The organism is Streptococcus parasanguinis (assembly GCF_023109675.1).
GTDB classification, from domain to species: domain Bacteria; phylum Bacillota; class Bacilli; order Lactobacillales; family Streptococcaceae; genus Streptococcus; species Streptococcus parasanguinis_I.
The window spans coordinates 46,946-68,959 of record NZ_JALDUR010000012.1 but is presented as its reverse complement, the minus strand read 5'-3'; the positions used below and the strand labels follow the sequence as shown (position 1 = coordinate 68,959).

General features: G+C 40.9%; 21 protein-coding genes. 3 read left to right on the top strand and 18 right to left on the bottom strand.

The window, feature by feature from the left end; all coding sequences use genetic code 11:
* Nucleotides 1–95: 95 nt before the first annotated feature.
* The 11 genes from M1G14_RS08690 to M1G14_RS08640 all read right to left on the bottom strand — a co-directional run bounded on the left by M1G14_RS08690 (nucleotide 96) and on the right by M1G14_RS08640 (nucleotide 10,883).
* Nucleotides 96–1,037, bottom strand: coding sequence for a YitT family protein (locus M1G14_RS08690; protein ID WP_003009152.1), 942 nt, complete (start codon nucleotides 1,035–1,037; stop codon nucleotides 96–98).
* A gap of 75 nt (nucleotides 1,038–1,112) precedes the next feature.
* The gene (gene aspS, locus M1G14_RS08685; protein WP_247926521.1) at nucleotides 1,113–2,867 is read right to left on the bottom strand and encodes an aspartate--tRNA ligase; all 1,755 of its coding nucleotides are present in this window, start codon (nucleotides 2,865–2,867) and stop codon (nucleotides 1,113–1,115) included.
* Between the two features lie 97 nt (nucleotides 2,868–2,964).
* Nucleotides 2,965–3,192: a hypothetical protein gene (locus tag M1G14_RS08680; protein ID WP_024055457.1), complete on the bottom strand. Its 228-nt coding sequence runs from the start codon at nucleotides 3,190–3,192 to the stop codon at nucleotides 2,965–2,967.
* A 251-nt stretch (nucleotides 3,193–3,443) separates the two neighbouring features.
* Nucleotides 3,444–4,712 (bottom strand): D-alanyl-lipoteichoic acid biosynthesis protein DltD, encoded by a 1,269-nt coding sequence (gene dltD, locus M1G14_RS08675; protein WP_024055456.1) that lies wholly within the window; start codon nucleotides 4,710–4,712, stop codon nucleotides 3,444–3,446.
* On the bottom strand, nucleotides 4,705–4,944 hold the full coding sequence (dltC, locus tag M1G14_RS08670) for a D-alanine--poly(phosphoribitol) ligase subunit DltC (protein ID WP_024055455.1): 240 nt from the start codon (nucleotides 4,942–4,944) through the stop codon (nucleotides 4,705–4,707). Before dltC ends, dltD begins: the two co-directional genes overlap by 8 nt.
* 14 nt (nucleotides 4,945–4,958) lie before the next feature.
* Complete coding sequence (gene dltB / locus M1G14_RS08665; protein ID WP_024055454.1) at nucleotides 4,959–6,212, bottom strand: D-alanyl-lipoteichoic acid biosynthesis protein DltB; 1,254 nt, start codon at nucleotides 6,210–6,212, stop codon at nucleotides 4,959–4,961.
* Entirely contained in the window at nucleotides 6,209–7,759 is a 1,551-nt protein-coding gene (dltA, locus tag M1G14_RS08660; protein ID WP_024055453.1) for a D-alanine--poly(phosphoribitol) ligase subunit DltA, read from the bottom strand. The genes dltB and dltA overlap by 4 nt, the downstream gene beginning before the upstream one ends.
* An 18-nt stretch (nucleotides 7,760–7,777) precedes the next feature.
* A complete protein-coding gene (locus tag M1G14_RS08655) occupies nucleotides 7,778–7,906 on the bottom strand; it encodes a teichoic acid D-Ala incorporation-associated protein DltX (protein WP_003002102.1) in 129 nt (42 codons plus the stop codon).
* A gap of 169 nt (nucleotides 7,907–8,075) precedes the next feature.
* Nucleotides 8,076–9,335 (bottom strand): S41 family peptidase, encoded by a 1,260-nt coding sequence (locus tag M1G14_RS08650; protein WP_024055452.1) that lies wholly within the window; start codon nucleotides 9,333–9,335, stop codon nucleotides 8,076–8,078.
* Nucleotides 9,336–9,427: 92 nt separating this feature from the next.
* Entirely contained in the window at nucleotides 9,428–10,111 is a 684-nt protein-coding gene (locus M1G14_RS08645) for a DUF4956 domain-containing protein (protein ID WP_049522630.1), read from the bottom strand.
* Entirely contained in the window at nucleotides 10,104–10,883 is a 780-nt protein-coding gene (locus tag M1G14_RS08640) for a polyphosphate polymerase domain-containing protein (protein ID WP_049522629.1), read from the bottom strand. The genes M1G14_RS08645 and M1G14_RS08640 overlap by 8 nt, the downstream gene beginning before the upstream one ends.
* A gap of 212 nt (nucleotides 10,884–11,095) precedes the next feature.
* Here M1G14_RS08640 and M1G14_RS08635 point away from each other — a divergent pair, with 212 nt between their 5' ends.
* Together M1G14_RS08635 and M1G14_RS08630 are read left to right on the top strand one after the other, a co-directional pair.
* Nucleotides 11,096–12,343: a carbohydrate-binding domain-containing protein gene (locus M1G14_RS08635; RefSeq protein ID WP_049522628.1), complete on the top strand. Its 1,248-nt coding sequence runs from the start codon at nucleotides 11,096–11,098 to the stop codon at nucleotides 12,341–12,343.
* Nucleotides 12,344–12,432: 89 nt separating this feature from the next.
* Entirely contained in the window at nucleotides 12,433–13,116 is a 684-nt protein-coding gene (locus M1G14_RS08630; protein WP_083324087.1) for a DUF4947 domain-containing protein, read from the top strand.
* Between the two features lie 86 nt (nucleotides 13,117–13,202).
* Here M1G14_RS08630 and M1G14_RS08625 read toward each other — a convergent pair whose 3' ends face one another.
* Complete coding sequence (locus M1G14_RS08625) at nucleotides 13,203–15,998, bottom strand: YhgE/Pip domain-containing protein (protein ID WP_024055447.1); 2,796 nt, start codon at nucleotides 15,996–15,998, stop codon at nucleotides 13,203–13,205.
* Between the two features lie 134 nt (nucleotides 15,999–16,132).
* Here M1G14_RS08625 and M1G14_RS08620 point away from each other — a divergent pair, with 134 nt between their 5' ends.
* Nucleotides 16,133–16,666 (top strand): TetR/AcrR family transcriptional regulator, encoded by a 534-nt coding sequence (locus M1G14_RS08620; RefSeq protein ID WP_247926520.1) that lies wholly within the window; start codon nucleotides 16,133–16,135, stop codon nucleotides 16,664–16,666.
* A 151-nt stretch (nucleotides 16,667–16,817) separates the two neighbouring features.
* On the opposite strand, the gene rpsD is transcribed toward M1G14_RS08620, so the two are convergent.
* The 6 genes from rpsD to dnaB all read right to left on the bottom strand — a co-directional run bounded on the left by rpsD (nucleotide 16,818) and on the right by dnaB (nucleotide 22,013).
* Nucleotides 16,818–17,429, bottom strand: a complete 612-nt coding sequence (rpsD, locus tag M1G14_RS08615) for a 30S ribosomal protein S4 (RefSeq protein WP_003002210.1) — start codon at nucleotides 17,427–17,429, stop codon at nucleotides 16,818–16,820.
* Nucleotides 17,430–17,634: 205 nt separating this feature from the next.
* Entirely contained in the window at nucleotides 17,635–18,366 is a 732-nt protein-coding gene (locus tag M1G14_RS08610; protein WP_024056481.1) for an ABC transporter ATP-binding protein, read from the bottom strand.
* Complete coding sequence (locus M1G14_RS08605) at nucleotides 18,359–19,354, bottom strand: ABC transporter substrate-binding protein (protein WP_049475071.1); 996 nt, start codon at nucleotides 19,352–19,354, stop codon at nucleotides 18,359–18,361. Before M1G14_RS08605 ends, M1G14_RS08610 begins: the two co-directional genes overlap by 8 nt.
* 57 nt (nucleotides 19,355–19,411) lie before the next feature.
* Complete coding sequence (locus M1G14_RS08600) at nucleotides 19,412–20,170, bottom strand: ABC transporter permease (protein WP_021154138.1); 759 nt, start codon at nucleotides 20,168–20,170, stop codon at nucleotides 19,412–19,414.
* A 210-nt stretch (nucleotides 20,171–20,380) separates the two neighbouring features.
* Entirely contained in the window at nucleotides 20,381–20,653 is a 273-nt protein-coding gene (locus M1G14_RS08595; protein ID WP_003009183.1) for a Veg family protein, read from the bottom strand.
* A gap of 1 nt (nucleotide 20,654) precedes the next feature.
* Entirely contained in the window at nucleotides 20,655–22,013 is a 1,359-nt protein-coding gene (gene dnaB, locus M1G14_RS08590) for a replicative DNA helicase (protein ID WP_014714093.1), read from the bottom strand.
* Between the last annotated feature and the right edge of the window lies 1 nt (nucleotide 22,014).

Here is a 22,014-nt window from a genome sequence, read left to right as displayed (position 1 = left end):
CTTCATAAGTTAATTTCATAATAAAAACACCCCAAAAGTTAGATTTTTTTCTGTCTAACTTTTGGGGTGCAGTTCAAATGTGGTGACCTTTATTTTTATTCTTCTGTTTCCACAAAGCGTCCAATGATATGAACGTTTTCTGAAATGGTGATAAAAGCCTGAGGATCAGCTTTTTTCATAATATATTTGAATTCATTAAACTCTGCACGCGTAATAACTGTCAGCAGAACCGCTTTTTCCTGATGGTTATAGGTTCCTTCTGCATTGTGGATAATGGTTGCTCCACGATGCAATTTTTTATGAATCTTTTCAATAATGGCATCCGGCTGGCTCGTTACGATCATTGCCTGCATCCGTTTTTGCTTGGTAAAGACAGCATCCGTTACTCGACTCGATACGAAGATGGTAATCATAGAGTAAAGAGCATACTTCCAACCAAAGGTCAGACCAGCGATCAACATAATGGTCCCATTGACCAAAAAGGAGATACTGCCGACATTCTTTCCTGTTCGTTTTCGAATCGTCAAACTGACAATATCCGTTCCTCCACTGGAAATGTTGTTCCGAAGAGCAAAACCAATCCCTGTTCCCATGACAACCCCACCAAATAGGGCATTCATGATCGGATCGTTGGTCAACGTAATCACTGGCACGAACTGAATAAAGAGGGAACTCATCGAAACCGTAATAAAGGTAAAGATGGTAAATTTATGGCCAATTTGATACCAAGCCACAATCATCAAAGGGATATTGATGGCATAAAAGGTCAAGGAAACGGGAATCGTAAAGCCAATAAAGCGTTGGCTCAGAACAGATAAAATCTGAGCTAGCCCTGTTGCACCGCTGGAGTATACATGTCCTGGTTGAAAGAAGAAGTTGACGGCAATCGCTGATAGAAAACCATACAGCAAGGAAGCTGACACTTTTTCATCGTATTTCTCACGGGAGATGCTCTTCAGCACGCGCAATAATTTAATGTTATAAGCTAGTCGCCGCACATGATAGCGAAATAGCTTATGAAAGCGAATTTTTTTCATTTTCAATCCATCGATTAGAAGAAAAGGAAGATCTTAGAGCAACTGATTCCTAGACTTTCCCTTTTCTCTCTTGTCCTATTCTTGCTCTGCTAGTTCTACTTGAAGATTTAACTCATCCAATTGCTTTTCAGAAACGACAGAAGGAGCTTGTGTCATTGGATCTGTCGCCTTGTTATTCTTCGGAAAGGCAATGACTTCCCGAATATTATCTTCACCTGCAAGAAGCATCACGAAGCGGTCCAAACCAATCGCCAATCCTCCATGTGGTGGGAAACCATAATCCATTGCTTCCAACAAGAAACCAAATTGTTCATTGGCAGCTTCTTTTGTAAATCCAAGTGCCTTAAACATCCGTTCTTGTAAATCTTTATGATTAATCCGTAGGCTTCCTCCACCTAATTCATAGCCATTTAAGACGATATCATAGGCAATTGCTCGAACTTTTGAAAGATCTCCTTCCAATTCATGCTCTGTTTCAGCTTGTGGGAGTGTAAATGGATGGTGAGCAGACATATAACGGCCTTCTTCTTCAGACCATTCAAACATTGGCCAATCCACTACCCAAAGGAAGTTGTATTGATTGTTGTCAATCAAGTCAAGCTCTTTCGCAAGACGAACACGCAAAGCACCAAGCGTTGCATTGGCTACTTCAAGAGTATCTGCTACAAAGAGAACTAGATCTTTGTCTTCTAACTGTAAAGCAGCTGTCAAGTCACTTGTCAAGTCTGTCAAGAACTTCGCAACAGGACCGTTCAAAGTACCCTCAGCATATTTCATCCAAGCAAGACCTTTTGCACCGTATTGCTTCGCAACTTCTGTCAATTTATCGATGTCTTTACGAGAGTAATGATCCGCTGCACCTTTGACAACAATCGCCTTAACTGCTGGAGCTTCTGAGAAGACTTTGAAGTCTACACCCTTGACAAGCTCTGTCAAGTCTTGGAGCAACATTTCAAAACGTGTATCTGGTTTATCTGAACCATACAAGGCCATAGCGTCATCATAATTCATCCGTGGGAATGGGAGTGTTACTTCAATTCCCTTGGTTTCTTTCATGACACGTGCAATCAAGCCTTCTGTGATATCCTGGATTTCTTGATCACTCAAGAAAGAAGTTTCCAAGTCGACTTGTGTAAACTCAGGTTGACGGTCTCCCCGTAAATCCTCATCACGGAAACACTTCACGATTTGATAATAGCGATCAAATCCAGCATTCATCAACAATTGTTTTGTAATCTGAGGACTTTGTGGAAGGGCATAGAAATGCCCCTTATTGACACGGGAAGGAACCAAATAGTCACGCGCTCCTTCTGGAGTTGACTTAGAAAGAAACGGTGTTTCCACATCAATAAATTCTAATTCATCCAAGTAATTGCGGATTGAATGGGTTACTTTTGCACGAAGTTTGAGGTTTTCCAACATCTCAGGACGACGAAGGTCTAAGTAGCGGTAACGAAGACGAGTATCATCATTGGCTTCAATACCGTCCTTGATTTCAAATGGTGTTGTTTTTGCGGTATTGAGAACCGTAATAGTTTCTACCTTGAGTTCTACTGCTCCTGTAGGCAAGTTTGGATTCGCTTGTTCACGAGCTTCCACAAGACCTGTCACTTCTACAACATATTCACTGCGGATGCTTTCAGCTGTGGCCATCACTTCTGCACTAACTGTTTCTGGATTGATCACCAATTGCATGATTCCTTCGCGGTCGCGTAAATCAATAAAGATCAAACCACCCAAATCACGACGACGGCTAACCCATCCTTTCAAAGTAATATGAGTTCCAATGTGTTCTTCACGAACACGTCCAGCATACATTGAACGTTTCATTTCTAATTAATCTCCAAACTAATATTCTTCCTTCTATTTTACCATAAAGACCAGCAGAAAGTGGCCTTTAGCTCAACTTTTTCAGTTACCAACTTCTTTAGTTATCGTGGCCAACTTCTTCCTTCTTTTTGGGATCATCGTAGAGATTGGGGGCTATCACCTTCATTAAAGTCGCTGTCCCAAATCGCAAAACAGCTGCTGCTAATCCAAAAATAGGGGATAGGTAGCGGAAAAAGAAATCTCCCCTAAGTACATAAGTCATGCCACCCACAATAAAAAAGATGACAATCCCCTGAACGATTGCGTAAAACCAAATTTTTTTCACACTATTTCTCCTTTTCACATGCTAGCTGACTTATCCACTGTTTTTCATCACTTATCCACAAAAATGTGGATAACTTTTACCTATTTTCCCCTTAAAAGAGGAAGATTCATCAGCATCAGGACTTGTTTTCATCCATTTACAAGCAAGTTTCCCACAGCCTGTGGATAACTATCTTGCTTACTTGTGACTTTCCGTCCCTTTCCTCACAAATCAAGGAGCCAGGATTCGATCCTGCCCCCTTTGATCAAGCATTATTTAAATTCGTCTGGTGTTCCTTTATATTGGGCCCAATCTCTACTGAAGAAGCGATCATTTAGATGGTAAGTTGGTGCTTTTTCAGCCTTTGTGACAAAGGGATTGACCGCTTTATCAAAGGCTAGCCAACCATTCCATCCCATATGAATCGTATCTTCCATAAAGTAGGGCTGATCACCATCTTTAGAAAAGTCTGCAATATTGGTGAATCCTTGACTTTCCAATTGGTAACGAATCTTTTGAACAGCCTGTTCATACTTTTCTTGGCTCAAGCCTGTGTATTTCATCCATTTGGCATTGACTGGAGGAATCACAAAGATGACATTGGTCCGAGATTTAGCAAACTGGTCTAGAACCAACTGCAAGTCATTGTACTCTGGAGATTGAACATAGGATTCGTTCTTTTGGAAACCTTTTAGTTTCTTCAACTTCATTTTTAAACGAGTATTGTAAAAATGATTGCTGATTCCAAGGTCGTTGTTATTGGTTTTGACTTTTGCTTCAGCCGTTGCAATTTCCTCCAATTTCTCATATGAGAATTGATCTGGCAAATCTTGTAGACGTTTTTTGACCTTCTTATCGTAATTCCCGTTTGTACGAGTAGCGAGATTGCTAAATAAGGCATCTTCGCGCTGAACAAGATGGGAAACAAGCTGGTTCAAAGACTGATCAAATCTTGAAATTTTCTTTCCTTGAGAAATGTTCGTCACAACACTTTGAAAGGCGACATTTGGATACTGTTGCAACAGGCGTTTCGCGGCATACTGGGATGCAGCATCCTGTTGGTGATTGGCAATAAAGCTATTCAACTGATCGCTATTAAAGAATTGTTGAAAGGCAGAGGAATCATAGCCCTTCTTGGTAAACCATTGCGGAGAAACCACATAAACAGCTGTATTGTCCTTAAGTTCTGGCAAAATCTGTTGCATTCCAAAATACTGGTTCAAAGAAGCCGCACCACGTTCTCCTAAAAAGTAGGGTCTGTAATTACGGTCATATTTTTCAGCCAAAACTGCTGGATGCACCACATCAAAACGCAACCATTCACTTGAGCCGAAATAAGGAACAAATCGATGCTGTGGATCAGAAAGTGCTTCTTGCTTCTTTGTACGACTCTTGAAGCCTTCTGCATTCAGACTAACCGCAGCTTTTTTCTCTTCGGTATAGTTGTGCTTATGATTGATTGGATAAAAGAATAATAAAGCTGCTACCATGAGGAGCGCGCAAAATACGGGCCCTAAAATCAGCCATAAACGCTTAAGCATTCTGAAGCTCCGTTACACCTTCTACGATCTTGTTAGCAGTATTCCAATCATCGCGTCCAAATTCAGATACAGGAACACGGATGCCAAAGCGACTTTCCAATTCCACAATCAATTCGACTGTTCCCATACTATCAAGAACACCCGCATCAAAGAGATCCTCATCCATCATGTCTGAGACATCTTCCATAAACAATTCGTCAATAATTTCAATTACTTGTGATTTTACATCCATTTTTTATTCTCCTTTTATTTCACTTTTGGGAACCATTGCTGATCCAAGAATCCTGAGAAGATCAGGAAGGACAGCATCACTGTGTTAAAGGTGATAAAGATCCCTAAAGCTTTGGTCCAACGATTGTCCGGTATCGGATCCAATCCTTTTGCTTTTCTTTCTTTATTGATGGTCTTTTTCTTACGAATCCAGGCATCATTGATAACCATTCCAAGCCCATGGAAGAGCCCATAAGCAATATAGTACCAGGTCACCCCGTGCCAGAAGCCCATGACCAACATATTGATAATGTAGGCAACATTTGAGGTAGTAATCCGGCTCTTGAAGACTTTATTGCGCATCAGTACCATTACGAGACGCATAAAGACAAAATCACGGAACCAGAAAGATAAACTCATATGCCAGCGATTCCAGAATTCCTTTAAATCACGTGATTTAAAAGGACGGTCAAAGTTGATGGGACTTTTAATCCCCATCAAATTGGAAGCCGCTAAAGCAAACATGGAATACCCTGCAAAGTCAAAGAAAAGGTCAAAACCATAAACATACATGACTCCCAGCGTTCCGATGTTGAAGAATCCACCTTGAGACAAGGCATAGGTCTGCACATGACCTAACAATAAGTGGCCAAAAATATGAGCTAGAATAAATTTATAAAGGAAGCCATACATGATGTACTTAACAGCTTGCTCCAACATATCCAATAATTCTTCGCGCTCAGGAATGGCTTTATAATCCTCATTAAAACGCTTGAAACGATCAATCGGCCCACTTGAGAAGGTTGGCATAAAGAGCATAAAACGTAAGAATTCCCAGAGCGTGAATTCTTTCAAGACACCATCTCGCATTTCGATGATCATTCCGACAGCTCGGAAGGTCAAATAAGAAATCCCTAAAAATCCAAACAAGGATTGGTGTCCATTCTTGATCGCTGGCTCCACCTTAACAAAGATCAGGGGCAAGACAGACAAGAAGGAATGAAGATAGAAAATCCACTTGTTGTCCGCTTTCTGACGATAGATTTTGTAGGAATACACAATCAAGATTTGCCAGACTACGTAAAAGAGCAGGGCATAAATTTGCTTGAGATTCGAACCTGTCAGCATCAAAATGATAAAGATCAGACTCACCAGTCCTTCATAGACCGGAAATCTCTTTTTGAAAAAGAGGCCCACAAAGATCGGCAAAAAAGCTAGAATGAGGTAGACAAAATAGATCGGTGTTCCATAGTGTTCTAAATGAGGGAGCTGTTTCAAAAACTCGATCATCGGTTATTAACCTCGCTAATCAACCCTTTGATGTCGATTTTCCCGTTTGGTGTTAATGGCAGGCTATCACGATAGAGGAATTTTGAAGGCATCATATAAGACATCATGATGTTTTCTAAATCTTCCTTGATGGCTTTTGTGATATCAATTTCGCGCTCAAATTGTTCTTTGACGCCCTCTTTTAAGATGACATAGGCCAAGAGATTTTGGACCTTGTGATCCTTATTATAACGCGGTACTGCGACTGCTGAATCAATATACTTCGATTTGTTCAAGTTTTGAGAGACATCCTCTAGCTCGATCCGATAACCGTTAAATTTGATTTGGAAGTCCATCCGACCACCATAGAGAAGAAGGCCTTCATCCGTCATGGTTCCGACATCTCCCGTATGATAGGCTGGAAGACCTTCAAATTCGAAGAAGGCTTCTGCTGTTTTCTCTGGATTATTCATATAACCTTTTGAAACGGCTGGTCCAGACACGATGATTTCCCCTTGCTCACCATTTGGCAATTTGTTGCCTGCCTCATCAATGATGAAGGTTGGAGAATCTTCTTTGGTATAACCAATTGGCAGACGTTTCAAAGTAGCTAACATCTCATCTGTTACGGCTACAGCCGAAAGAGCTACAGTTGCTTCCGTTGGGCCGTAGGCATTGATGATGCGTGCATTTGGGAAACGCTCGCGCAATTTCTGAGCCGTTTTAACGGTCAACTCTTCCCCATCAAAGTAGAAATGAGTGATACCTGGCATCTTTTCAGCATTGAAATCTTCAGACAGCATAGCCATATCTGCAAAAGATGGTGTTGAAGTCCAGATAGCAATCGGAAGAGAAAAGATCGTCGCAAAGAGTTGTTTGAAGTCTTGAGTGATAGCTGATGGAAGAGCAAAAAGCGTTCCTCCAAGAGCTAAGGTCGGTGCCCAGTACATGACAGACAAGTCAAAAGAATAGGGCGGTTGCGCCAACATTTGCGGACGCTCTGGCGTTGCAAATTCCTTGTCCGTAATCATCCAGTTGGTAAAGCTGAGCAAGTTATCGTGCGAAATTTGCACCCCTTTTGGTTTCCCGGTTGTCCCTGAGGTAAAGATGATGTAGTAGTTATCATCCCCTTTGACCGGATGTTGCAAGTCATAGGCATGCTGAGCCGCATAAGCTTCACGCACTTGCTCCAAGGACATGATTGGAGCAGCTGGGTTTTCAATTGGGAACTCATTGATGGCGATAATCAAGCTTGGCTCTGCTACTTCAACAATGGCAGACACGCGCTCCAAGGCAGAGTGGCTATCAATTGGGATATAGGCATGGCCAGATTTTGTCAAGGCTACAAAGGTTGCTAACATTTCATATTCTTGTCCACCAAAGACCACTACAGGTGACTTTTCGGGAAGTCCCATTTGGTCAATATGAGCAGCCAAGCTATCTGAATCAGCCTTCAATTGGCCATAGGTATGCTCCTCACCAAGGACATTGTAAACCGGATAGTCTGGTTGTAGTTGCGCATAACGTTCAATTGTCTCGATCATATCAGTAATTGGTTGGTTTGACACGGCTAGGAGTCTCCTTTTCTAAAATTCGTTGTAGATAAAGCCACCCTGACCTTGACCAAGGTAACTAAAGAAATAAAGTAGGGCTAGGAAAATGGCGAAATACAAGACCGTCTGCCCGATAAATTTATAAAGTGTTTTATGTTTCATAAGTTTCACTCTTCATTTTGATTGTTACTCACTATTTTACCATTTTTTATACCAAGTAAGCAATTTTAAACATAGTGAGAATGTCGTAGAAAACGTTATCATTTCAGATCATTCAAGTCGTTTAACGAAAGCATTTTTCTTTAATCAGTTTTCTGGTTGAAATCCTATTCTATTTCACAGTCCCCTGATGAATCAACTCCAGACACTTGTCCAGATCCACATCTCTCTCGAAATGGCTAGGTGTCCAAGGAATCTCTATATCGGGTAGAACACCTTGATCCGTCATTCCTTTACCTTGATCTACGCATAGACAACGAGAAGTAGGAAACATCAATTGATAATCGCCATAATCAACGGTACAACAATTGGAATAGTCTAAAATTCCGAGAGTCGGTCTACCTACCACCGTTACCTTCTTAAACTGCTTCATCATCTGAACAAAGTTATCGCCAGAAGAACCGCAATAGATATCTGATAAGACAAAGATCCGTTCAGGATAGTGGCCACCTTTAACCTCTGGGAAGAATTCCTCACTTTCTTGCTTATACGGTACATAGCCTTTCCCCCGATGGTGGATCAAATTCTCTTTCATATCTTCAAGTAGCTTAACTGTTTCGGGACTAATTTCTTCCTGTTGCATCCAGTCCTCAAAGTCTTTCAAGCGCAGATCAACATTACGTTCCGTATAGAGAATTTCCATGCCATCATCATCCCAGTCAAGCGAATCATAGCCCTGATCCTTCTCTAAGCCTAGATGTAACAGAGGAAGATATAGAGAATCCGTCCCTCCACTGTTACGTCGAACATCAATGAGAAGAAACTTGACTTCCGTCATCATCGGTAAACACTCTTGATATACCCGACTAATGGCTCCTTCATCCATAAAGTTATCCAGACGAAGATAAAGAATCTCATCATCTAATCGTTTCCAAAAAATATGATCCTGGATCGGTTCTCGACTGGGTACTACTTTAATGGTCTTTTCTATCCCTTCTCGAAGCAGGGTGACACTCGTTGACTGAGAGACCAAATCCGCCCATTCTCGGTAGTGTCTTTCTGGGGTCTTACTGATAAAATAGTCTTTATGAAGAGAAGCTATCTGATCCAAGTCACTTCCATCCAGAGTTAGGATTTGATCTCCTACTTGAAGACCAGTATCTTCATTAGCTTCCTCAACATACAATTTCTGTTCATTTATTCTCAAAAGGAACCCTTTTTGACTGGCCTTTTTATCACGAAAGGAAATATGCCCGATCACCCCAAAACTAGCTAGGTAAGCCTTAACTTGATAGAGAAAGGCATCATCTGTCATATCATCTGTAATGTTTTCTCGAAAAGGCTCTGGATCGCATCCTTTTCGATCCTTGCTGGTAGATGAATCATGGATCATAATAGAGACGACATCTTCAAAAATAGCAGTCTTTTTCATAAAGGATTCCTTCCATTTTTTAGAAACAGTATACCACTTTTTCTTAAAAAGTTCTTAAAACCCTAAAAAACTATCCTAAAGTAGGATAGCCGTTATAGATTCTTTCTTTTCTTCGCTTTCTTTGTCAGAGCGACATCACAATTTTCAATCTTGCTAATCAATAGATTGGCAAGGCCAAAATCATCAATGTTTGATTTCATATTTACCTCATAGTTCAAGGTCAGTTGTTCTCCAGCTTGGGCCGTTGTGACAGAAATAAAGTCAATTTCTGAACAACATTGGTCCAACAACTGGCTGATTTGTTCTGCAACAGAATCTTGTTTTGAGACAGTTATGGTCAAATGACGGCGCCGTTGATGGTCTGCCTTACTCTGTTTGTTCTCTAATACCAGCCACACTCCTAGTAAAGAAAGGGTTGATAAAATGGCCAATAAAAGATAGCCCGAACCTGCCGCCAATCCTATAATCATGGCAAGAAAAATCGCAATCAACTCTCTAGAACCACTTGTAGCTGACCGGAAACGGATCAAACTAAAGGTCCCTGCCACTGCAATCGAGGTTCCCAAACTTCCATTGACCAAAAAGATCACTAAGGTCATCATACAAGGAAGCAAGGTCAAACTAATGACAAACTCTCGAGTGTAAAGTGTCCGGTATTTATAGGTCCAAGATAGGGCCAGCCCTAGAAAGAGGCTGACCAAAAGGGCCAGCAGCAAGCGCAAGGGATCCACCGTTGCTGTAGCATTATTAAAAATAGAATCAAATAGATTAGACATAGGCAGCACCTACCGTTTCTTGAACTGGTCTTGGGGCATAATCCAAGCCTTGTGATTTATGATAAGCACAGCTATATTTTGAAAATTTCTGTTTGACCAGTCCGTACTTATCTAGAATATCCTTTAGCCATTTAGGTTCTTGGCCAGGAGCCTTAATTTCCATGATCACGAAGTCATCCTCTAGTAGAGGTTCTCCTTTCTTCCCATCAAAAAGGCTAACAGCCTGATCTCGAAAGACTAGGTTTTGATCGATTGTCACGCGAATCTTCTGATAAGGATAACCCTGAATGGATTTCTTTTCTTTGAGAGACAAGCGATCGTAGTAAATGAACATCCGTGGTTCCAATCGATGACCATAACGTTTGCTCAATCTCCGAATCTCTTGCACTAAGTCTGGATCTTGTATCTGATGATCTACTTTCCCATCTGTCATCAAGTTGATAATGGCTTGTGAAGTGGCGACTAGGCGGAATTTATGGCCAATTCCTTCTTCATCTTTTGACTTCACCTCTAGAAACACTGGACTGTCTGCTTGAGGTTTTTCTATATAAGTCCGCATCCGAATTTTTTCACGGCGGTGTTGTTTGGCAAGAGCATCTTGAATGACATCAAAATTTTCTGTATCAAAATAAATGTTTGAAATGGTTGAGGTTGGGTAATCATCTTCTACGACGTATTCTTTTAAGTCTTTGATCAAGTCCTTCACGTCATCTTTTGCGACGATATATTTTGTTTCGATTCGTTTGAAACTTGTCTCAATTGTTTTTTTCATGTTTCTTCTCCTTTAAGGGGGCTATTGTTTCTAACCTTCAGTCAGTATGAATACGACTTACGTGCTTTCTAGTTTAATAGGACTTTCTTAACTGGTCATTAAGCCAAACTTAAAGAAAACTAAAGTTAAGGTTCCTTTCAGAAAAACTTTAGGAAACTTTCAGCTAGCAACTTTAGACTAGGAGTATATCAATTGAACGAGAGGAAAAGCTCATGAAATCAAACAAATGGAAATTTTTATTAACGGGGGCCGCAACCCTCACCTTACTGACAGCTTGCACCCAGGCGTCATCACAATCAGCTACAAAAAGCAATACTGCACAAACAACCGCTACTTCTACTTCAAAAAATAAAACAAACAATTCCAACTATTTTACAGATAAGGACAAGGACAGCTCTTATGATGAAAGCAAAGCCTCTACTGTAAAACTGTCTGGTTCGTCTGCAACTGTATCAGGTGACGGCGTAGCCGTTTCTGGATCAACTGTGACCATCTCAAAGGCCGGAACCTATGTCATCTCTGGTGAATCCGACGGGGTTCAAATCAAGGTCGAAGCAGGTGACTCAGATGATGTTCACATCGTCCTGAAAGGCGTTACCATGACCAACACCAACGCGCCAATTTCTGCTACGAAAGCAGGACATGTCTACCTCACTTTAGCAGATGGCACGACCAATACCTTGTCTGATTCAAGTTCAAACAATGATGAAGATGCCGACGCAGTGATCTTCTCTAAAGGCGACCTCACCATTAATGGTTCAGGTACGCTCAACATTGACGCCAAGAAGAACAACGGTATCAAGGCCAATGACACTCTCCACATCACAGGTGGAACCTATAAGATCACGGCTGTAGGAGATGCCTTCAACGTCAATGACGAACTCAATATCACTGGTACGACCATGACCATCGATGCAGATGAAGATGCAGTCAAGGTGGATAATGATGAAGATACTTCGGTCGGAACTATGTACCTTTCAGATAACAAAATGACCATCACCGCAGGAGACGACGGAATCCATGCTTCTGGTGATCTGATCATCGATAGCGGAACCTACAAGGTAACAGAGTCTGTCGAAGGTCTCGAAGGAAAATCGATCACCATCAACGGTGGAGATATCACCATCTATGCAACCGATGACGGTGTCAATGCTGCCAATGCCAATGCTAACCAAGATGAAATTTTCTTCACTATGAATGGTGGAACCCTCAACGTTGAAGTTGGTCAAGGCGATACCGATCCAATTGATTCGAATGGAAATATCACTGTTACCGGAGGAACCATTAAATTAACGGGTCAATCTGGATTCGACTTTGATGGTACTGCTACCTACACTGGTGGAGACATCTATATCAACGGTGAAAAACAAACGGAAATTGTCAACTCCATGCCTGGAGGCGGTGGTGCTCCCGGAGGTGGCGGACCTCAAGGCGGTGGACCTGGAGGCGGGCATCAATAATAACAAACAAAGGCAGGATTTCTTCCTGACCTTTTTTTGTTGCCTTTTTTATGATAGAATAGAAATTCAATCAGCTTATCGAAAGGAACATGATGAAAAAACAGACACTCCCTCTTTTCTTCACACTCTTGCTGTCTCTTCTTTTTCTATCAGCCTGTGTGCCGGACCTTAAGATCAACTTTAAAAAAGTACCCACTGCTACCAGCTCAAAAAAGAAAACCTTTAAAAAAAGTAGCTCGAGTCGTTCTAGCCTCCCGAGTCGCTCAACCAGTTCAAATAGCTCAAGCAACTCCTCTAGCTCTCCCTCAACTACTACGGAAACCTCTTCTGACATCGTCACGACCGAAGGACTCCCTAAAAATGCTCAAGAAGCTCCAAAAGATAAGATTTATGCGACAGGAAACCTAAAAGTAGCCTACTCTAGAAATGACGATAAAATTTTTGCACAGACGCCGGATTATGAAGGATATACCACCGCTCTTGTCCAAACAATTCTTGGAAATCCAGAGAAACAAATAACAGACCCTGCTTATATTGCCGAATCTTTTGAAAATACCGAATTAGAAAATATTAAAGGGCTCTACCACGAGGGAAAAATCACAGGGGAACAAGCTCACGCCTTTTTGATGGGAGCTGTTGATCTCAAACAAGCTTCTAAATTCGGAGTAAACTACACCATTTACACCTATAAAAACAACACTATCCAACTGGTCTTTGAAAACGACCAACTTCTCTATATTACTCCAAATCCTGATGTCGTCTTCTTTAAATAATTTACATTCTCGCTTAGACAAGCGAGAATTTTTGTTTCACATGAAACAAAAAACTCCCAACACATTCTGTTGGGAGTTCCCGAAGATTAGTCCTCTTCATATTGTTTTGGATTATAGAACCACATTCCTAGCCCTGCAAAAAGAGCAATAGTCATCAGAAGGAAGGCCACTTGATTTCCAATTTCTCCTGTCATCGAAATCGTTTGACGAAGACCAGAAACGGTATAGCTCATTGGCAAGAATGGATGAATGGCTTGGAAAAAGCCATTTGTCAAAGCAAGAGGATAGGTTCCTGCACTAGAAGCCAATTGCAAGAGCAAGAGGATCAAGGAAAGGAAAGCACCGATCTTTCTTTGCCATGTTGTCAAAGCAGTCACGATAGACATGAAGGCCACACTACCAATCACACAAAGGAAGAGAGTAGCCATCTCATGATTAGCTGATAAACCAATCAAGTGAACGGCACCATAGACCAAGACTCCTGCAATCACCGCAATCGTTCCGTTGACCTCAAAGCGAGATTTAAACCATGCCCAGCGACTTTCAGGATGACGACCGGATGGCAATTTTGCAAAGATCATATTGGTTGACAAGGCACAAACAAAGAGTGCTACAGAGATCATATAAGGAGCCATTCCGACACCATTCACCGGGACATTGTCACGGTCTGTTTTAGACAAAGTGACAGGATCTGCTAAGGTTTTAGCGTTTTCTTTTTCAGTTGTAGCCACATTCAATTGTCCCTTAGCATCGTTTAATCCTTGACTCAAGGTTTGGCTTCCTGTTGCTAATTCACCTAAACCATTTGTCAATGTTTGGCCACCTGCTGCTAATTTGCTGGACCCATCTGAGATTTGATTTGCACCGTCGGCTAGTTTATCAGCACCAGTCACCAATTGACCTGATTTTTCTGTCAACTGATTGACACCAGTGACAAGTTTGTTGACACCACCTGCCAACTCTGGAGTTTTGCTGTTCAATTGTCCTACACCGTCAGCTAATTTTCCAGCACCGGCAACCAATTCACCCGACTTACCTGTTAATTGAGTCGCTCCTGAAGCCAGTTGATTCATGCCTGATGTCAAGGCAGGCATCTTCCCATTTAACTCACCTAGACCAGAAGCTAATTGATTGCTTCCTGCAAGTAATTCTGATGATTTACTATCTAGTTGGCCAACACCTGCTGCTAACTGACTAGCACCATCCGTTAAAGTGCTACTATTGGTCTGAAGTTGGGTTGCTCCATTAGCGATTTTATCGACACCTGCTGTATAAGCGTCGATCCCCTGACTGATGGTTTGACTAGCTGGTAACAATTGTCCACTAACTGCGGATTGGATCTTAGACAAACCACTTGACAAGTCTGTCAAGGTAGAAGAAGCTGTCGGTAAAACTTGATTGGCTGCCGTTTGCAGTTGTGTCAAGCTATTTCCTGTATTCAAACTACCTTGGATCGTTTGAATCGTAGTCAAGATCCCTTGAGCCGCCGTTTCACTCGAGCTTGGGCTCGATGAGATCGCCGCATTGATTTCCGCTTGTTGGTCAGCTGTCATTGCTTGATAGGCTGCTGTCCCTTGTACACTTGCAAGGGCATTTGCACGATCCGCTTGGGCTGAAGCAAGGATTGATTGAGCTGAATTCGCAATACTCGTCAATCCAGACGAAAGTTGACTGGTATCTACTGAAGCATTTTGAATCGCTGCATTTAATTGGTTCAAACCAGCTGCCAATTGATCAATCTGAGCAGATTGACTTGTAGAAGCTTGTAGCTGGCTTGATAATGTTTGAATACCTGATTCTAATTGTGAAACCCCATTTCGAAGGGTAGCAGATTGACTACTTAATTGACCCGCTCCTTCTGATAAAGTAGCGACTCCATTTGTATAGGTTGCTAAACCATTTGAAAAGTTAGATAGGCCTGAATTCAATTGACGCACGCCATTGGTATAATTCCCAAGACCATCATTGAGGGTCCCCATACCACTGGTTAATTGACCAACTCCTGAAGCTAACTGAGGGGTTTGACTCGCCATTTGATTGAGACCATTTCCTAATCGATCCACTCCGGTAGCGTAAGCCATCAAGCCTGTATTAAAAGTACCAAACCCATTATTTAATTGATTGACGCCAGATACCAAGTTTGGAAGTTGACCAGCCATTTGATTGAGACCATTTCCTAATTGACCAACACCATCTGTATAGGCTGCTAGACCCGTACGAAGAGTAGTCGCACCATCTGAAAATGCTAAGCTTGAACGAGCCAATGTATTCAAATTAGTAGACAGTGTTTGACCACCATCTTCCAATTTACTTGCACCATCTGCTAATTTAGCACTTCCATCTGCCGCTGTCCCCATACCAGATTTAAGCGATCCCATTTTGGAAAATAAAGCTGTTGTATACGTATTGGTCACTTTTTCGGCCACTGACTGCTTCATCTTTGTCATCGCAGTGTCGCTCATTTTTCCTGCGATAAAACTATGACCACTGGACGTTTGGTAATCAATGGTCATCTGTTCTGGATGATTGGTTAAGATAGAGCTAGCTTTCTTTGAAAGATCCTCAGGCAGGGTTACAATCATATAATAATCGCCATTTTTAAGACCATCTTTCGCAGCTTTCTCATCTACAAAATGAAAATCAAGTGAGTCATTGTCCTTCAAATTGGACACCATGTCTTTTCCGATTTCCATCTTTTGTCCATTATATGTAGCAGATTGATCCTTATTGACAACCGCTACAGGAAGATCCGAAACTTGGCCATATGGATCCCACATGGAAGATAGAAAAATAATATTATAAAGAGCTGGAATCAAAGCAACCCCAATCATGACAATGATAAATGTTGGCTTTTTAAGAATAGCCTTCCATTCTTTCATCATATTTTTTGTCTCCTTTTTATACACATTGTCTAAATTTCTGATATAATAGATTATACAGTTTCTAGAAATTTTCACAAGTAGGAAATCTTTATTTTTAGACACTGTGTATAATTTTGTGCAAAAAGGATTAACAGATGACTGAGAGCAATAAACGATTAAAAACAAAACGAAATATCGAGGAGGCGATGGTTCGACTACTAGAAAAGGAATCATTCGACCAAATCACAACGGTTGAGTTAGCACAAGAATCCGGCATTAGTCGCTCTAGCTTTTATACCCACTATCGAGACAAGTACGATATGATCGAGCGCTACCAACAAGCACTCTTTCACAAGCTTGAATATATCTTTGACAAACACCAAGACGACAAGCGCCAAGCGATTACAGAAGTGTTCGAATTCCTAACCAAGGAGCCAATCTTTGCAGTTCTTCTGACAGAGAATGGAACCAAAGAGATCCAAACCTTCTTACGACATAAATTACAGATTCTTCTGGTTGATAGTTTGCAAGAGCGCTATAGTCATAAATCATTAACAGATATTGAAAGAGTCTACAGTTCTGTCTATCTGACCAATGCCTTCTTCGGAGTCTGTCAGATGTGGGTTTCGCGCGGAAAAAAAGAAAGTCCTCAACAAATGGCTGAATTTTTAATGAAAATGTTACGGTAACAGTCTCTCCTGATCGATCTAGATCAGGAGTTTTTTTATTAGCAGGTTTAGGTTTTAAGAAAACAAAAAGGGGAGCAAAGCCAGAAATCAACCCTTTAAGACAAAACAAAAAGCCCACTGTAGTAGGCTTTCTGCAAAGTATATCTTAAAATTAAAGCATTTTGTTGTAGAATTCAACGACAAGTGCTTCGTTGATTTCTGGGTTGATTTCATCGCGTTCTGGAAGGCGAGTCAATGAACCTTCAAGTTTGTCAGCATCGAATGATACGAATGCTGGACGTCCAACTGTAGCTTCAACAGCTTCAAGGATAGCTGGAACCTTAGCTGATTTTTCGCGAACTGAGATCACTTGACCTGGAGTTACGCGGTATGAAGGGATATCAACGCGTTTTCCGTCAACAAGGATGTGACCGTGGTTAACGAATTGACGAGCTTGACGACGAGTAGTCGCAAGTCCAAGACGGTAAACAACGTTATCCAAACGACGTTCCAAAAGAAGCATGAAGTTGAAACCGACAGTTCCTTCTTTAACTTTAGTAGCTTGTACGAACAAGTTACGGAATTGTTTTTCACCAAGTCCGTAAGAGAAACGAAGTTTTTGTTTTTCAGCTAATTGCAAACCGTATTCTGACAATTTTGAACGGTTGTTTGGTCCGTGTTGACCTGGTACGTAGTTACGACGTGCCAATTCTTTACCTGTACCTGTAAGTGACAAGCCAAGACGGCGAGATTGTTTCCAAGATGGTCCTGTATAACGTGACATTTGAAATGTCCTCCTATAAAAATAATTTTTGTAGGAAATAACGTTTTAGACAAACCTGATTCGTTCAGAAAGCCTTCGCCCAAACAGCAAAGGTTACTTTTCTAGCTGACTTCCTGTTGACGAGCTTCATTTTGTCCTGCTGTCATTTCGCACAAACTCTATTCTATCACGGAATAGAAACTTTGTAAAGTCCTTCAAAACAATTTCAATGAAATTCAGACAATAATTCTATGATTCGTTTTTTATATTGCAATTGTTGCCAGTCTCTATCCGTTGCTGGATCCCATTTTAAAGGAAGATCTGCAATAATTTCACCGGGATTATGATTCAAGATATAGATCCGGTCACTCAATGTCAAAGCTTCTTCGATACTATGAGTGATCACTAGAGTGGTGAGACCAAGACGTTCCTTGCTTTCTAGATACCAGTGATAAAGATCCTGCCTTGTCAATTCATCTAAGGCACTAAAAGCTTCATCTAATAGGAAGACAGAATGACCCAATAGATAAGTCCTTAATAGCGCCACCCGTTGCCGCATCCCCCCACTCAGCGCATTAGGATAAAGGTTGGCGATACTTCCCAATTTAAATTCATCTAACAATTTTAGAGCTGTAGATGTTGCCTCTTCCTTAGGAATCTTTTTTAATTGAAGGGGAAGAATAATATTTCCCAATACTGTCTTATGTTCTAACAAAAGATCCTTTTGTAGCATATAGCTGACTTTTCCAAAGGAGATCGGGGCATCATCTACTTCTATAGCGCCCTTTTGTAAGGGAAGGATCCCAGCAATTAAATTAAACAAGGTTGATTTCCCTACCCCACTTGGACCTAGAATAGAGACGATTTCTCCTTTTTGCACTTCTAGTGATACATTGTTTAAAACTGCTTTATCTCCAAAAGAGAAACTTACATCTTTTACGGTTAAAATATCAGTCACCTACCAATTCATTTGTGAAACCTTTGTCTTCTAAGTCATTTGAAACCAATCCTTGCTCTTTTGCCCAAGCATAAAAAGCATTCCAACGTTTGGAGTCAAACTGTCCCCATTTATCCTTGTCTGAAGCATATTGACTGGAAAGATATTTTTGAGAAGCTAGTACAAAATCACGCTGGTTAGCCAAAGCAGGGGCCTGTTTAATCAAGATATCTGCTGCTTCTTCTGGATGCTCTATAGCATATTGGTAGCCTTTTTTCACCGCTTGAATGAATTTTTTTGCTTCCTCTTTATGAGATTTCAAATAGTCATTGTTAGCAATAATAACAGGCGAATAGTAGTCAAATGCAGGAACAAAATCTTTCATATAGAAGAAATTGGTTTTCATTCCCTTTTGCTCAGCCAAAATTCCATCCCAACCGTGATAAATCCAAGCAGCATCAAAGACCTTATTTTCAATCGGAGTAATGGAATTTGAATCACTATTTGGAACCAATTTTACTTGATTAAAATCAGCCCCTTCTTTTTTCATCATCGATTTGATCATTTCCAACTCAATCGGATCATTCCAGGTACCATACTTCTTACCAACCAAATCTTTTGGACTTGTGATCGCTGCATCTTTTCTTGAAATAATCCCTGACGTATTGTGTTCGACAATAGCTGCAATAGCGGTAATACCCGCACCTTTATCCAATTTCTTGGCCATAGAATCTTGGAAATAAATACCAAATGGAGCTTTCCCATTGATAATCAAATCAGAACTACTGTCTTCCGGAGGAAGTTTTATATCTACATCCAGTCCTGCATCTTTAAAGTACCCTTTTTCCTTTGCTACATAGAGACCCGTGTGATTGGTATTCGGGGTCCAATCTAGAATAAAATCAATCTTTTTCAAACCACTTGACGATTGCTTGACAGAATTTTGACAAGCACTCAAGAAAACAAATCCCAATATTATTGAGAAAAATAAACCTATTGACTTTTTCATTAGCTATACCTCTTTTACATTTTTGTCAATTTAATTTTTACACCATTTACAAGTTTGTCAATCCTTTTTCCATTTTAGAATGGTTCGTTCTAATTGATCAACGAGAAACATACCGAGTAAACTAATAGCAGAAATCAATACAATGATCGCAAACATCGTATCATACTGAAATAACTTCTTCGATTGGATCATATAGACCCCCAATCCATCAAAACCTCCTAACCATTCTGAAACTACCGTACTGATAAAAGCATAGGAAACGCTCACACGTAAACCTGCAAAAAAATAAGGAAGCGCTGCAGGAATTTTATAATGAGCTAAGGTCTGAAAGCGATTGGCTTGCATAATCTGAAACAATCTCAGAATATCTTGATCGCAATGCCGAAAACCATCTAACAGACTGACTACGATGGGAAATACCACCGTAATAATGATCAAAACCAGTTTTGGAAGCATACCATAACCAAACCAAAGAACCAGGATAGGGGCCAAGGCAATCGTCGGAATGGTTTGAATAACAACCATAAAAGGATAGACCAGATCATTCACCCATTGAAAACTATCCATGAGAATCGCAAAGCCGGCAGCAAGAAGAACCCCTATAACAAGTCCGATCAAGGCCACTTGAAGGGTAGACAAACTGTGATGAATCAGGAGAGCTCGATCTCGTACAAAGGCATTTCCAATTTCAAGTGGCGTTGGTAATACAAATTTGGGGAGAATATTTAAAAAACCTGCTAACTGCCATAAGACAAGAAGGCTGCTAAAACCTGCAAATCCTATCAACTGTTTTGAATATCTTTTTACAAGAGACATCGTAACCCCCTTTCTCACAAATAAAAAACGCCTCCAAAATAGGAGACGGATTGCACAAGGTCACTCATAACGAAAAATACATTTCATTTGTTTCCTACGCTGGCATTACCCAGATCAGGTGCGGTCGAAGCTTACACTTCCTCTCAGACTGTACACAGACTCCCATATGTATTTATTATAATAACTGATTTAGACGATAAAAGCAAGAAATTAATCCAAATAACGAATTAAATTCTTCTCTGTTAAAATATCTGAATAGGTGTAAGACTCCACGTATGTATTAGCTGGTTCACCTGGTAAGCTATTGTCGTTCGTATACTCGATAATAAATAAAGAAGGATAGACCTCAATCAAGCGTCCAAATTTATTTTTTTGACGTTTCCGTCCATTTTCAAGCGTCATTTCAACCACTTGTCCTTCATGGGCCTTGATCTCTTCTTTAATTTTTTTCATTTTTGCAACATCTGTAAATGCATCACTCATCTTATTGATCCTCTCTCTTTGAAATACTTGAGAATTTATTGTATTCCTTTTGGAATATTAATTCGACTGTCCCACGCGCACCTGAACGGTTTTTCTCGATAATCACTTCAACCGTATTATTGGGCATTCCATCTTCTTCCTCTTCACCAGCTCGATCATAATAATCATCACGGTACAAGAAAGCAACAATATCCGCATCCTGCTCAATCGATCCAGATTCACGAATATCAGAAAGAACAGGACGTTTGTCTTGGCGCTGTTCCACACCACGTGATAGCTGACTCAAAGCAATGACGGGAACTTTTAGTTCCTTCGCCAAAATTTTTAACTGACGAGAAATTTCTGAAACTTCCTGTTGACGGTTTTCTCTTCCAGTCCCTGTAATCAGTTGCAGATAGTCAATCAGGATAAGACCGAGATTCCCTGTTTCCTGCGCCAATTTTCTTGCTCTCGAACGAATCTCAGTGATCCGAATTCCTGGGGTATCATCGATGTAAATACTCGCATTGGCCAAATTTCCTTGAGCAATGGCATATTTCCGCCACTCTTCATCCGTCAATTGACCTGTACGAATCGAATGGGATTCAATCAAGCCTTCAGCAGCTAGCATCCGGTCTACCAAACTTTCAGCACCCATTTCTAATGAGAAAATAGCCACTGTCTTATCCAACTTTGTCCCGATATTTTGAGCAATATTTAGAGCAAAGGCTGTTTTCCCTACCGCAGGACGAGCCGCTAAAATAATCAATTCTTCCTCATGTAGCCCCGTCGTCATATGGTCCAAATCGCGATAGCCTGTCGCAATACCCGTGATATCAGAGGTTTGAAGCGAACGGGCTTCTAAGCTACCAAAATTTATATTCAAGATGTCTCGAATATTTTTAAATCCACTACGATTTGCGTTTTCACTAACATCAATCAGAGCTTTTTCAGCACCCGCAATGATTTCATCTGAAGGACTTGCACCATCATAAGCTTGATTAATACTTTCCGTTAATCGAGAGATCAATCGACGTAAGACAGCTTTTTCGGCAACAATCTTCGCGTAATACTCCGCGTTAGCTGAAGTTGGTACCGAATTAATGACTTCTACCAAATAGGAGAGACCGCCAATATTTTGGAGATCCCCCTGACTATCTAAAATATTTCGAACAGTCGTCGCATCAATCGCATCCCCGCGGTCAGCTAGATCGATCATGGCTTTAAAAATCAAACGGTGCGAGTACTTAAAGAAATCGCCAGGCTCGATATATTCACGAACAAAGACCAATTTCCCCTCATCAATAAAGATGGCTCCCAACACTGATTGCTCCGCTTGGATATCCTGAGGTTGTGTTCGTAATTCCTCTATCTCAGCCATA